The sequence below is a fragment of the Gordonia sp. ABKF26 genome (assembly GCF_041103195.1).
Classification (GTDB): Bacteria; Actinomycetota; Actinomycetes; order Mycobacteriales; family Mycobacteriaceae; genus Gordonia; species Gordonia terrae.
The window spans coordinates 4901878-4914358 of record NZ_JBGCVZ010000003.1; the positions used below are offsets into that span (position 1 = coordinate 4901878).

The following is a 12481-nucleotide window of genomic DNA, read 5'->3' on the forward strand; positions in this document are numbered from 1 at the left end:
GCGCAGCGAGCGGGACTTCTGTCACAGCCGGCTCACGCACCGGTGGCGAGCGGGTCCGAGGCCCCGGCCGGTTCGGAGTAGATGATGTCGACGAGCGCGTCGTCGTCGTAGATCAGGCTGGTCAGCGAGGCCAGCGAGCACTGCCGGCGACGCGGGTCGTGCCACAGACGCTGACCTTCGAGAAACCGGCGCAGCGTGTAGACGGGCAGCTGGTGACTGACGCAGACGGCTTCGTGTCCGCGGGCCGCGTCGCGCGCCGTGTTGGCCGCGGCGAGCATGCGGTGCGCGAGCTGGATGTAGGGCTCACCCCAGGACGGTGTGAACGGGTCACGCAGCTTCGGCCAGTGCCGCGGTTTGCTCAGCGCACCGTCGCCGACCGAGACCTTGAGGCCCTCGAAGACGTTCTCGGCCTCGATGAGGTCGTCGTTGGTCAGGATGGGGACGCCGTGTGCGGCGGCGATCGGCGTGGCCGTCTCCTGCGCACGTTGCAGCGGCGAGGCGAACACGGCTTTGACGTCGTGGTCGGCGAGCGCGTCGGCGACCTTGCGTGCCTGTGCCTGGCCGTCGCCGGAGAGGCGGAAACCGGGCAGACGGCCGTAGAGGATGCCGTCCGGGTTGTCGACCTCTCCGTGGCGCATCATGTGGACGATCGTGTGCATCAGGCGTTGTCCCCCGGTGTGGCTGCGGTCGCGGCCGCCTGCGCTGCCGCGGGCAGCGCATCGGCGATCTGCGAGAAAGCATCCTCGTCGAGCGCCGCGGACACAAACCAGGCCTCGTAGGCGCTCGGTGGTGCGTACACGCCGCGCTCGAGCAGAGCGTGGAAGAAGGGCGCAAACCGCCAGGTCTCGGTGGCCGAGACGCCGGCGTAGTCGACGATCGGGATCTCCGGGTCGGTAGTGAAGAACACACTCAGCAGGCTGCCCGCCTTCTGCACGCGGTGGGCCACCCCGGCCGCGGTCAGGGCCTCGTGCAGCAGCGCCCCGAGCCGGTCGGCGTTGGCGTCGAGCGTGCGGTAGACCTCGACGTCGGCGTGGCGCAGGGTCGCGAGCCCGGCGGCGACCGCGACGGGATTCCCCGACAGCGTGCCGGCCTGGTAGACCGGCCCGGTCGGCGCGAGCCGTTCCATCACGTCGGCCCGGCCGCCGAACGCGGCGGCGGGCAGTCCCCCGCTCATCACCTTGCCGAAGGTGTAGAGGTCGCCGGCGACGCCCTCGAGCCCGTACCAGCCGCTCGGGCTCACCCGGAAGCCGGTCATGACCTCGTCCATGATGAGCAACGCGCCGTGGCGTCGGGTCAGGTCGCGCAGTCCGGCGTTGAAGCCCTCCACCGGCGCGACCGCGCCCATGTTCCCGGCCGCCGCCTCGGTGATGACAGCGGCGATGTCGTCGCCGAACTGGGCGAAGGCGTCGGCGACGGCGGTGAGGTCGTTGTAGGGCAGGACGAGGGTGTCGTGTGCCGACGCGCCGGTGACACCGGGGCTGGTCGGCAGGCCGAGCGTGGCGACGCCGGAACCCGCGGCGGCCAGCAACGCGTCGACGTGACCGTGGTAGCAGCCGGCGAACTTGATGATCTTGGAGCGGCCGGTGTACCCGCGGGCGAGCCGGATCGCCGACATCGTCGCCTCGGTGCCGGAGTTCACCAGCCGGACACGCTCGACGGGATCGACGCGGCCGATGATCTCCTCGGCGAGTTCGATCTCGGCCTCGGTGGGCGCACCGAAGGACAGACCGCCGGTGGCCGCCTCACGGACCGCCTCGACGACGGCCGGGTGTGCGTGTCCCAGGATCATCGGACCCCACGAGCTGACGAGGTCGACGTAGTCGTTGCCGTCGGCGTCGGTGAGCCGGCACCCGGCTGCGGAGGAGATGAAGCGCGGGGTCCCGCCGACCGCGGAGAACGCGCGCACCGGGGAGTTGACGCCACCCGGGATGGCCTGCGTCGCACGGGTGAACAGCGCGGCGGAGGCGGCCGTTCCGGGAGCAGGCGTGGCAGCAGCGGAAGGAGTCACGGCCTACAGTGTTCCAAACGGCACCGGGTGACCCAAATCCTCGCTGGTCAGAGGTGTCGGAACGTGGTCGTGCGGTGGCCGGACTATCCCGCGAGCGCCTTGCGCACCTGCTCGGCGATCGCCGCCTGCCCCTGCTCGTTGGGGTGCACCGCGCCGGGGCCCGCCGTGGTCATCGGCTCGATCCACCGTTCGTCGCCGGCACAGGCGTCGTGACCTTCGGACACCTGGGACATGTCGACGAACTCCACCCCCTCGTCCTCCGCCGCCCGCCGCCCGTAGGTGTTCAGCGCCGTCTGCAGTTCGCGGATCATCGGCACGTCACCTTCGGCGAGACGCATCTCGGGGTAGCAGCCGACGGTCGGCGGAAGCAGCCACGGGTAACCGGTCAACAAGATGCGGGCGTTCGGCGCGCGGTCCCGGACGTCGCGCAACGCCTGCCGGACGGCCGGGTAGATGTCGGCGGCGACCGGGTCGATCAGCGAACTCCCATAGCGATCGGTGCACGGCGCCCCCGAGCGGTCGACGTCGGCGAGTTCGCTGCAGAGCCGGATCGCCCGGCCATAGGTCTGCTTGTCGTTGCCACCGATCATCAGCGTCACCACGTCGGTGTCGTCGTCGAGGGCGTCGAGCTGCGGCGGTACGCCCTGGTGCTGCGCCTCCCGGAAGTCGTCGGTGTCGGCGCCCGCGCAGCTGACGTCCGTGAGGTCGAAGTCCTCGTCCACGGCGACGATGTGCGCGTAGTTCTTCGACGACCGCTGGCAGTAGATCGGTGAGTCCGCCTCGAGCGGGCTCACGCCGGTCCCGGCGCTGAAACTGTCGCCGAGGTTGACGTGCTTCGTCGACCGTGCGTCGTTTTCCGTCGACTGTGCAGGCGTTTCCGTCGACTGTGCGGGCGTTTGCGTCGACCGTGCAGGTGTTTCCGTCGACTGTGCATCGTTCTGCGTCGACTGTGCGCATCCGGCGAGGACGGTGCCCGCCACGAGCAGCACGAGTCCGGACCGGATCAGTCGCCGTGGACGTCGATCGCCGAACCTGCGTGCGTTCATCCCGCCATCCTGCGTGCGGCGGAGCCCGTCGGCAACCATCGACCAGTCCCCGGCCCACGCGAGTAGCGTGGTGCGCCGAGGGGACCTCCGCTCCGGGCGGAGTCCCGCAGCCGAGTGACGAGGATGTGAATGCGCATGAGCGACAAGGAGATTCTCGACCCGCAGGCCGTGCTCGACGGCGTGCCCACCGGACTCTGGATCGACGGTCGGTCCACCCCGGCCGCCGACGGCGCGACCTTCGAGGTCCACGACGCCGCGACCGAGGAGTCGCTTGTCGCGGTCGCCGACGCAGGAGTCGCCGACGCCCGCCGCGCTCTCGATTCCGCCGTCGCCGCGTCGGCGGACTGGGCGGCCACCGCGCCACGTGAGCGCGGGGAGATCCTCCGCCGGACCTTCGAACTGCTCACCGACCGCGCCGACGACATCGCCATGCTGATGACCCTCGAACTCGGCCGCGCCCTGCCCGACAGTCGCGCCGAGACCACCTACGGCCTCGAGTTCTTGCGCTGGTTCGCCGAAGAAGCCGTGCGCGTGGGGGGTCGATTCAGTCCGGCACCGGCCGGCAACGGGCGCATCCTGGTGGCCCACCAACCGGTCGGGCCGTGCCTGGCGATCACCCCGTGGAACTTCCCGCTCGCGATGGGGACGCGGAAGATCGGCCCCGCGCTCGCGGCAGGCAACGTCATCCTCGTCAAACCGGCCCGCGAGACACCGCTGACGATGCTCGCGCTGGCCGAGGCCTTCGCCGAGGCCGGCCTCCCGCCCGGCGTGCTGTCGGTCCTGCCCACCACGTCGAGCGGAGACGTGTCGTCGACGCTCATCACCGACGACCGCATCCGCAAGATCAGCTTCACCGGTTCGACGCCGGTGGGCCGCAGCCTGCTCGGCCAGGCCGCCGATCGCGTTCTGCGGACGTCGATGGAACTCGGGGGCAACGCCCCGTTCCTCGTCTTCGACGACGCCGACATCGATGCTGCCGTCGAGGGCGCATTCGCCGCCAAGATGCGCAACGGCGGTGAGGCCTGCACCGCGGCCAACCGATTCCTGGTGCAGTCCGGCGTCGCCGAGGAGTTCACCGACAAGCTCGTGGCGAAGATGTCGGAAGTCCGCATGGGCCCGGGGTACTCCGACGGGGTGACCCTGGGACCGTTGGTGAACGCCGATCAGCGGGACAAGGTCGCCGAGGCGGTCGAGCAGGCCGTAGCCGACGGCGCCCGGGTGCGGTTGGGTGGTGAACGTCCGGAAGGTCGAGGCTTCTTCTATCCGGCAACGGTTCTCGACAACGTCGACCCGTACGCGCCGGTGACACGCGAGGAGATCTTCGGCCCCGTCGCGGTGATCAGCACCTTCGACGACGAATCCGCCGGCATCGAGGCGGCGAACTCGACCGAGTACGGCCTGGCGTCGTACTTCTACAGTCGCGATCTCGAGCGCTGCATGCGTGTCGCAGAGCGTCTGGACTCGGGCATGGTGGGGGTGAATCGAGGCGTGATCTCCGACGCCGCAGCGCCGTTCGGCGGAATCAAGCAGTCCGGGATCGGGCGCGAGGGCGGTAGCGAGGGCATCGACGAGTACCTCTCGGTGAAGTACATCGCCCTGACGTGACGGTGTTACGTATGTGACTAGTGATGCAGGTGTTATCGATCTGATACCTGCACGGCCGTACTGATCCTTACACTCGGTCACCATGCGTCGTAGAACCCTCACGACCGCGGCTGCCGCGGCCGCGATCGCCACCGCCGCTTCGGTGGCGATCGCCGTCGCACCGTCGGAACCGGTCGCGAATGTCCAGAATGCCGCGGTCAGCACCGATTTCGGCAGTGTCGATCTCGGCAGCTCCGAACTGGGAACACCCAACAGCAACTTCCTGTGGCAGAGCCCGGGAACCCGCTACATCGTCGTACTCGGTGCCAAGTTCGGCGTTCTCGGCCAGACCCCGGACGTGCTCAAGCGCCGCCTGAACGTGGCAGCCAACCTGGGCAAGAAGCACCCGTTCAACCGCATTATCGTCTCCGGCGGCGACACCCACTGGCTGCCCGTCACCGAGGCGCAGTTCATGAATCTCGGACTCATCCGTCGCGGAATCCCCATGTGGCAGATGGTGAACGAGGGACGGTCGACCTCGACCGTGCAGAACGCCCACTACACCGTCGGCATGCTCAAGGCCATGGGCGCCAACGGCGCCATCATCGTGACCAACGGCTTCCACATGGAGCGAGCGATGAAGAACTTCCGCGACGCGGCCCGAAACCAGCACGCGCGCATCGAGTTCCGGTCGGCGTACGCCTAGCATCTAACGGACACCCTTCCCGCGTCGCCAATTCCGTGCCGCTGATTCGATCCCATCAGCGGGACGGAAACGGCACCGCGGGAACACAGCTCGCCCCGCCGGCCGAAACCGACGAGGCGAATCCGTGAGTAGGGGGGATCAGCGCAGCAGCGCGCGGCTCATGACGACACGCTGGATCTGGTTGGTGCCCTCGTAGATCTGGGTGATCTTGGCGTCGCGCATCATGCGCTCGACCGGGAAGTCGCGCGTGTATCCGGCGCCGCCGAAGAGCTGCACGGCGTCGGTGGTGACCTCCATCGCGACGTCGGACGCGAAGCACTTCGACGCCGACGAGATGAAGCCCAGGTTCTTCTCGCCACGCTCGGCGCGAGCGGCCGAGGTGTAGACCATGAGGCGCGCGGCCTCGACCTTCATCGCCATGTCGGCGATCATGAACTCGACGCCCTGGAACGAGCTGATCGGCTTGCCGAACTGCTTGCGGTCCTTGACATATGCGATCGCCTGGTCGAGCGCACCCTGCGCGATGCCGACGGCCTGCGCGCCGATGGTCGGGCGGGTGTGGTCGAGGGTCTGCAGGGCGGTCTTGAAGCCGGTGCCCTCGTCGCCGATGATGCGGTCGAGCGGGATCGTGCAGTCCTCGAAGTACAGTTCTGCGGTCGGCGAACCCTTGATACCGAGCTTCTTCTCCAGCGGTCCGACGGTGAAGCCGGGATCGTCCTTGTGGACCATGAACGCGGAGATGCCGTTGGCCTTCCTGTCGGCGTCCGTCACCGCCATCACCGTGTACCAGGACGACTTGCCGCCGTTGGTGATCCAGCACTTGGTGCCGTTGAGGACCCAGTTGTTTCCGTCTTTGCGTGCGCGGGTCTTCATACCCGCGGCGTCGGAACCGGCCTCGCGCTCGGACAGTGCGTACGACGCCATCGCCTCGCCGGAGGCGATGGACGGCAGCACCTGCTGCTTGAGTTCGTCGGAGCCGTTCAGGATCAGGCCCATGGTGCCCAGCTTGTTGACGGCGGGGATCAGCGACGACGACGCGTCGACACGGGCGACCTCTTCGATGACGATGCATGCCGCGATCGAGTCGCCGCCCTGGCCGCCGTACTCCTCGGGCACGTGGATGGCGTTGAAGCCCGAGGCGACGAGGGCGTCGAGGGCCTCCTGCGGGAACCGCGAGTTCTCGTCGACGTCGGCGGCGTGGGGCTCGATCTCCTTCTCCGAGAGAGCACGGATCGCCTCGCGCAGCGCGATGTGCTCTTCCGGGAGCTCGAAGACGTTGAAGTCGGGATTTCCGTAACCCATGACAACTCCTCACGGCACCTGCGGTGCCTGTTCGTTCCCGGCACGCGTGTACCGGCAGATGTTGACGACCAGTGCAGCACGGCACTCAGTGCCATGTCAATCCGCACGAACCCTTACCCGGCCGATTGTCCTCGAATCCGCGGCCAATGTCCCGCGGCCGTTCGTCGGGCTCAGCCCTCCCCCAGCTCTTCGGCCACGCGACGTGCGACTTCGCCCGGCGGAGTGCCCGCCGGGTAGGTGACGACGGTGACCTGTCTGCCCGATTCCACCACCGGCGTCAATGCAGTCCCACCACGTGCGGCACCGAGTGCCACGGCCACCCGTTCCAGCTCCAGGCGCAGACGTTCCGGCGTGGCCCCGGCGTCGCCGCGGATCATCTGCCGGAGCAGGAAGTTGTGGGTGCCGGTGACCGCCGCCACATAGGCCACCACGTGGACCGGCGACTCCTCGGGCAGGCGTGCACGCAAGAACTCCTCGAAAGCGCCCTGGTAGCGATAGGTCGTGACCAGTTCCCGGTCCCGCAACGCCGGCACCTCCTGGACCACCTGCGCCCGACGCACCGCGAGTTCCCGGTCCCGGACGAAGTGGCCGAACACCAGCTCCGCGGCGGCACAGACGGCAAGCCACGGGTCGTCGTCACCGGTGGCGAGCCGGTCGCCGACCTGCGTTAGCAACGACTCGTGGTCGGCGAAGATCACATCCTCTTTGGATCCGAACTGCCGGAAGAACGTGCGACGTGACATGCCGGCGGCCGCGGCGAGCTGTTCGACGGTCGTCGACTCGTAGCCGTGCTCGCTGAACAACCGGATGGACTCGGCGACGACGCGCATGCGGAACGCGGCCGGATCGGTGTCCACGACTGACATGGATCAAGTATCACCACACCGCGGCGGAGTGGTCGGCAGACCGGCCCCGAGAAGGCGGTTCGGCGCCGACCCGTACTGCGGATGGCGATCATTACTCGTCAGTAGCAGGCGCCACAAAAGCTAGGTCCGACGCCGGGTCACTACGTACGGTGGAGCCATGGCAACCCCCACCGCTCCCTCCGAGAAGACTCCGGCCGAGAAGAGCTCGGACGAGAAGACCCCGTCGACGACGAGCCCGACGCCCATCGCCACCGAGCCGACCGTCGACGACCCGGTGACGCCGGCATCGGTATCCGCCGACGACGAGCTGTCCGCGGACGAGCGTGCCCTGCTCGTCGACAATCTGCGGTTCGTTCTCGACGGTCGCTGGCGCGCGACGAGGGAGACGGTGCGGGAGAACTCCAATCGCGCCGACCTCCTGCCCGACCCGGCCCGGACCCTCGACGAGGCGCGCGCCCACACCCTCGAGGTGATGCGCGAACTGGCCTCCCAGGGCTTCGCCGCCGCCGGATTCGCCGAAGACCACGGCGGCAGCGGGGACATCGGCGCGTCGATCACCGCCATCGAGATGCTCGGTTACGCGGACCTGTCGCTGATGGTCAAGGCCGGTGTGCAGTGGGGCCTCTTCGGCGGTGCCGTCGAAAACCTCGGCACCGCACGACATCACGAGAAATTCGTGCCCGGGATCATCGATCTCAGCGTCCTCGGGTGCTTCGCGATGACCGAGACCGGCCACGGCTCGAACGTCCAGGCCATCGAGACCACCGCGACCTACGACCGCGACGCCCGCGAGTTCGTGATCGACTCCCCGACCCCGTCGTCGCGCAAGGACTACATCGGTGGCGCCGCCGCCCACGCCCGCTACGCCGCGGTGTTCGCGCAGCTCGTCACCGGCGGGCCCGACGAGGAGCCCGAGGGCCGCGGCGTGCACTGCTTCGTGGTGCCGATCCGCGACGAGGACGGCAACGACCTGCCGGGCGTCACGACGAGCGACTGCGGATACAAGGGCGGATTGGCCGGCGTCGACAACGGCCGGATCATGTTCGACGACGTCCGCATCCCCGCGGAGAATCTGCTGAACCGGTACGCCGACGTCGCCGACGACGGCAGCTACAGCTCCCCGATCGATAACACCAACCGCCGCTTCTTCACGATGCTCGGCACGCTCATCCGCGGTCGCGTCAGCGTGGCCGCGACGGCGGGTGCGGCCGGCCGCAAGGCCCTGGCCCTCTCGACCCGCTACGGACTGATCCGCAAGCAGTTCGAGGCACCCGAGGGCACCGACGAGATCACCGTGATGGACTACCTCGGCCACCAGCGAAAGCTGTTGCCGCTCATCGCCAAGTCGTACGCGATCGGCTTCGCGCAGAACGAGATCGTCGACGAGCTGCACGAGGTCCAGTCGGTCGCGCCCGACGACTCCGACGCCGGTCGTCAGCGCCAGCTCGAGGGCCAGGCCGCCGGCCTGAAGGCCTACGCCACCTGGCACGCCTCCCACGCCATCAATGTCAGCCGCGAAGCATGCGGCGGCGCAGGCTATCTCGATGAGAACCAGCTGTCGATCATGCGCGGCGACATCGACGTGTTCACCACCTTCGAGGGCGACAACACGATCATGACGCAGCTGATCGCGAAAGAACTGCTGTCGGCGTACTCCGAAGACGTGCAAGGACTCTCGGCCGGTGGCTGGGTACGGTTCATCGCCGGGATGGCACGTGATGTGGTGGCCGAGAAGACCGCGGTCCGGCAGGTCGTGCAGACCCTGCTCGACGGCTCCGACGAGGACACCGAGAAGTCCGCGCTCACCGACCGCAGCACGCAGATCCGACTGTTCCGCAATCGCGAAGACCACCTGGTCCGCACGTGCGCGCAACGACTGCGCCGCGCCCTCGACGACGACAACGACGCCTTCGAGGTGTTCAACAATGCCCAGGACCACCTGTTGAAGGTGGGGCACGCACACATCGAGCGTGTTGTGCTCGAGGCCTTCGTCGAGGCGATCGAGAACTGCGATTCTCGTTCCGCGGCAGATCTTCTGGGCAAGGTGTGCGATCTGTTCGTCTATTCGGCGCTGGAGGACGACCTGTCCTGGTTCCTGATGCACCGGCACATCTCGGTGGAGCGCGCGAAGGCCATCCGGCGCGGGGTGAACGAACTCTGCCAGGAGCTGCGCCCGCACGCTCGGTCGCTCGTCGACGCATTCGGTGTCCCCGAAGAACTGCTGCGCGCACCCATGTTGCAGAACGGCTGAACCCGCTTCACAACCACTGCGGCCACCGTCGAGTAGACGGTGGCCGCGGTGCGTTCCGGGCCGGTGTTTGCCCATCGGCACAGCGGGCATACTGCCGCCGACGCCGCTGTGGAGACCACGCTGCGCGGTCCGCGACCGGGCGCGTGCGACCACCCGACAACCGGAGTTCTCATGACCGCAGTACCCGACCTCCTCACGACCCCGTTCCGCTGGCTCGCCGCCCTCAGGCACGCCCGGGTGTTCCACCCCGACGGTCTGCTGTGCGGGGGACGCGCCGCACTGTCCGCGGATCACCCATTGCCCTTCCGCAGCGGCCCGGTGTCGGTGCGGGTGTCGAAGGGGATCGGCACGCCCGGCGGCCTACCGGACATCGTGGGGCTCGCCATCCGTTTTCCGTCGACCGACCATGGCGCGGTGGGTGGCGGCGGCGTCTCGTCCTCGACCAACGCCACCGGCGCCTGGGACCTCCTGCTTGCCGGCCCGGCCCCGTTCGCCGGCCGCGTGCCCGTGCCGCTCCCGACGACGCACTGGGCCACCGCGGTGTCGAGCCTGACTCCGTACCGCTACGACGGCGAGCTGTACTGGATTCGGGCCCGCATCCTCGAGCCGTCGGAGTCCTCGGGACTCTCGATCGAGGATCTGGCCGCCCGCCTGCGCCGCAACCAGCCGATCGTGATCGTCCTCGAGGCCGGCGTCGGACGCTTCGTGCCGGTGGTCCGGATCGAGCTCGACCACGTCCTCACCGGACTCGACGTCGACTTCGACCCGATCCTGCACCGGCCCGAAGGCGTCGAGTTCGCGCCGTCCTGGCTCGGCGACCTACGACGCCGCGCCTACCGCGACAGCCGGGCGGGCCGTCACTCGGTCGATTCCTGATCCGCCGGGTCGGTTCCCGTCGTCGAGGCGCCGCGGGGCGGCAGACCCAACCGGACGGCCTCGTGTGCCTGCGTGAGTTCGCTGCGCAACCGTTCGACGTCCCGGGCCCACGCCTGCGCGAGTGTCCCCGAGGTCAGCTCCACACCGATCCCCTTACGCCGCCGGGGTACGCCGTGCAGCTCACCGAGCGCCGACGCACTCTCCCAGTCCTCCGGGGCGTGACCGTGGTTGGGCGGGAAGATCTTCCGGATGTCCGCGAGCGGGGTCGTGACCGCGCCCTGCCGGAGCGTGGTCTCGGTGAGCTCGACGCTGACGTGGCGGCGGGCGGCGGACACCTGCACCAGGGAGAACCCGAGAAGCAGCACGAAGAAGATCATGAGCACCGGCCAGTGCACCTGACCCGGTCCGGTGATCTCCACGGCCAGGACAGCGCCGACCAGGATCGGGCCGATCAGGACCACCCACCAACTACCGCCGGACTCGGCGAACAGAACCTCCCCCGCCGGTTCGACCGGGTCGGGCGCCGGGGCGTCGGATTCGGTGCCGTCGGGCTCCGGGGCGTCGGTTTCGGCCTCGGGGTCGGGCTCGGAGCCGGCCGGGTCGGCCGTCATGTGTTCTTCTTGCGGGACCGGCGAGCCGGGCCCTCCGGCTCCTTGCCGGTGTACCAGGTCTCGGCGGGTGGCCGGTAGGCGAGCAACGACCCGAACAGGCCGATGATGCCCGCCAGCAACGGGAACGCGAAGAAGTTCATCCCCAGGCTCAGGAACAGCAGCATCGCCACGACGACCAGGGTCAGCGCCGCCAGCGACGAGCGCCATCTCGCGTCGCCGGTGAACGCCTTGCTGCCCAGCAGGATGTAGGCGACACCCACGACGACGACCATGGCGCCCAGCACTCCGGACGTGACGGTCCCGGAGTCGCCGACCGCGGACACGACGATGACGAGTGCGCCGAGCGCGATCAGGAGCGCACCCGAGGTCAACCAGCACCGGTAGGCCCAGACGACGAGTTTCGGACGCAGCGCCGGATCGGGACTTGTCACTTGTTCTTCGGTCCTTCGTTCTGGTTCTCGGGGGCCGGTTTCCCGGGCTGGGGGTTCTCCGGGTGAGGGTTCTCCGGGTGCGGGCCGATGCGCTCACCTCGGTACTCGCTGTCACCATACGGCGTGTTCTGGCCGTACGGGTTCTGGCCGTACGGGTTCTGGCCGTACGGATTCTGGCCGTACGGGTTCTGGCTGTAGGGGTTCTGGCCGTACGGATTCTGGCCGTACGGATAGGGTGGCATCGGCGGGTGTACCGGCTGCGGCTTGCGCGCCTGCGCCATGGCCCGGCAGTACTTCTCGGAGTCGCCCCGCATCAGCAGCACCGTCGCACCCAGCGCCGCGACGCCACTGATCACCTGCGGGATCATCGCCCACGCCGGCGACGTGTCGCCGAACAGCGAGAACAGCAGGCTGACCACGACATAGACACCCATCGCCGACAGCACGACGCGGGCCCAGTTGTAGCCCTTCCGGGTGAACCAGACGATCAACGCGGTGATCGCGGTCAGGAACAGCGAGGTCACCACCAGCACACCCACCACGAATCCCGACGACGTCATGAAGTCGACCTGCTCGGGTGGGATGCCCTCCTGGGGAGCCGCACGCACCTGCTCGCCGATCATGTCCACGAAGGTGCCGGTCTGCGCGAACAGCGCCACGATCTGGCCGACGATCACCACCACCCACAGCTCGACGGCGATGGAGACGGAGTCGGGGATCTTCGGTTGCGACGACGCGCCGGGGTCGGACTCGGGCGCGGGGCCGTACGGTGCGGACATGGGACCAGCCTAGTGAACCGG

The 12481-nt window shown here is 68.7% G+C and carries 12 protein-coding genes; 4 read left to right on the plus strand and 8 right to left on the minus strand.

The features are described 5' to 3' along the window. Window positions 1–32: 32 nt before the first annotated feature. The 3 genes from AB4Z55_RS22605 to AB4Z55_RS22615 form a co-directional block, all read right to left on the minus strand. On the minus strand, window positions 33–659 hold the full coding sequence (locus AB4Z55_RS22605) for a histidine phosphatase family protein (protein WP_004019939.1): 627 nt from the start codon (window positions 657–659) through the stop codon (window positions 33–35). Next, the gene (hemL, locus tag AB4Z55_RS22610) at window positions 659–2008 is read right to left on the minus strand and encodes a glutamate-1-semialdehyde 2,1-aminomutase (RefSeq protein WP_354560561.1); all 1350 of its coding nucleotides are present in this window, start codon (window positions 2006–2008) and stop codon (window positions 659–661) included. The genes AB4Z55_RS22605 and hemL overlap by 1 nt, the downstream gene beginning before the upstream one ends. Window positions 2009–2091: 83 nt before the next feature. Then, window positions 2092–3054: an SGNH/GDSL hydrolase family protein gene (locus tag AB4Z55_RS22615; protein WP_354560563.1), complete on the minus strand. Its 963-nt coding sequence runs from the start codon at window positions 3052–3054 to the stop codon at window positions 2092–2094. A 135-nt stretch (window positions 3055–3189) separates the two neighbouring features. Here AB4Z55_RS22615 and AB4Z55_RS22620 point away from each other — a divergent pair, with 135 nt between their 5' ends. After that, complete coding sequence (locus AB4Z55_RS22620; RefSeq protein WP_369520582.1) at window positions 3190–4659, plus strand: NAD-dependent succinate-semialdehyde dehydrogenase; 1470 nt, start codon at window positions 3190–3192, stop codon at window positions 4657–4659. Window positions 4660–4741: 82 nt separating this feature from the next. Continuing rightward, window positions 4742–5344, plus strand: coding sequence for a YdcF family protein (locus tag AB4Z55_RS22625; RefSeq protein WP_239399964.1), 603 nt, complete (start codon window positions 4742–4744; stop codon window positions 5342–5344). Between the two features lie 138 nt (window positions 5345–5482). On the opposite strand, the gene AB4Z55_RS22630 is transcribed toward AB4Z55_RS22625, so the two are convergent. After that, window positions 5483–6646 (minus strand): acyl-CoA dehydrogenase, encoded by a 1164-nt coding sequence (locus tag AB4Z55_RS22630; protein WP_369520583.1) that lies wholly within the window; start codon window positions 6644–6646, stop codon window positions 5483–5485. A gap of 170 nt (window positions 6647–6816) precedes the next feature. Beyond that, window positions 6817–7512 (minus strand): TetR family transcriptional regulator, encoded by a 696-nt coding sequence (locus tag AB4Z55_RS22635; protein ID WP_369520584.1) that lies wholly within the window; start codon window positions 7510–7512, stop codon window positions 6817–6819. A 157-nt stretch (window positions 7513–7669) separates the two neighbouring features. Between AB4Z55_RS22635 and AB4Z55_RS22640 the strand changes: the two genes are divergently transcribed. Further along, on the plus strand, window positions 7670–9763 hold the full coding sequence (locus tag AB4Z55_RS22640) for an acyl-CoA dehydrogenase (RefSeq protein ID WP_369520585.1): 2094 nt from the start codon (window positions 7670–7672) through the stop codon (window positions 9761–9763). Between the two features lie 171 nt (window positions 9764–9934). Next, window positions 9935–10639, plus strand: a complete 705-nt coding sequence (locus AB4Z55_RS22645) for a hypothetical protein (protein ID WP_354560569.1) — start codon at window positions 9935–9937, stop codon at window positions 10637–10639. On the opposite strand, the gene AB4Z55_RS22650 is transcribed toward AB4Z55_RS22645, so the two are convergent. From AB4Z55_RS22650 to AB4Z55_RS22660, 3 genes are read right to left on the minus strand one after another with little or no spacing between them, the layout of a single operon-like run. Beyond that, window positions 10621–11250: a DUF3093 domain-containing protein gene (locus AB4Z55_RS22650; RefSeq protein ID WP_248644749.1), complete on the minus strand. Its 630-nt coding sequence runs from the start codon at window positions 11248–11250 to the stop codon at window positions 10621–10623. The genes AB4Z55_RS22645 and AB4Z55_RS22650 overlap by 19 nt on opposite strands. After that, complete coding sequence (locus AB4Z55_RS22655; protein ID WP_004019949.1) at window positions 11247–11681, minus strand: hypothetical protein; 435 nt, start codon at window positions 11679–11681, stop codon at window positions 11247–11249. Before AB4Z55_RS22655 ends, AB4Z55_RS22650 begins: the two co-directional genes overlap by 4 nt. Further along, window positions 11678–12460, minus strand: coding sequence for a hypothetical protein (locus AB4Z55_RS22660; protein WP_369520586.1), 783 nt, complete (start codon window positions 12458–12460; stop codon window positions 11678–11680). Before AB4Z55_RS22660 ends, AB4Z55_RS22655 begins: the two co-directional genes overlap by 4 nt. Window positions 12461–12481 lie beyond the last annotated feature (21 nt).

What these genes read in the sequence shown, in the direction of transcription:
- AB4Z55_RS22630 (WP_369520583.1), bottom strand. Translation starts at nt 6,646, where the DNA reads ATGGGTTACGGAAATCCCGACTTCAACGTCTTCGAGCTCCCGGAAGAG.
- AB4Z55_RS22615 (WP_354560563.1), bottom strand. Translation starts at nt 3,054, where the DNA reads ATGAACGCACGCAGGTTCGGCGATCGACGTCCACGGCGACTGATCCGG.
- AB4Z55_RS22635 (WP_369520584.1), bottom strand. Translation starts at nt 7,512, where the DNA reads ATGTCAGTCGTGGACACCGATCCGGCCGCGTTCCGCATGCGCGTCGTC.
- AB4Z55_RS22620 (WP_369520582.1), top strand. Translation starts at nt 3,190, where the DNA reads ATGAGCGACAAGGAGATTCTCGACCCGCAGGCCGTGCTCGACGGCGTG.
- AB4Z55_RS22645 (WP_354560569.1), top strand. Translation starts at nt 9,935, where the DNA reads ATGACCGCAGTACCCGACCTCCTCACGACCCCGTTCCGCTGGCTCGCC.
- AB4Z55_RS22660 (WP_369520586.1), bottom strand. Translation starts at nt 12,460, where the DNA reads ATGTCCGCACCGTACGGCCCCGCGCCCGAGTCCGACCCCGGCGCGTCG.
- AB4Z55_RS22625 (WP_239399964.1), top strand. Translation starts at nt 4,742, where the DNA reads ATGCGTCGTAGAACCCTCACGACCGCGGCTGCCGCGGCCGCGATCGCC.
- AB4Z55_RS22650 (WP_248644749.1), bottom strand. Translation starts at nt 11,250, where the DNA reads ATGACGGCCGACCCGGCCGGCTCCGAGCCCGACCCCGAGGCCGAAACC.
- AB4Z55_RS22640 (WP_369520585.1), top strand. Translation starts at nt 7,670, where the DNA reads ATGGCAACCCCCACCGCTCCCTCCGAGAAGACTCCGGCCGAGAAGAGC.
- AB4Z55_RS22605 (WP_004019939.1), bottom strand. Translation starts at nt 659, where the DNA reads ATGCACACGATCGTCCACATGATGCGCCACGGAGAGGTCGACAACCCG.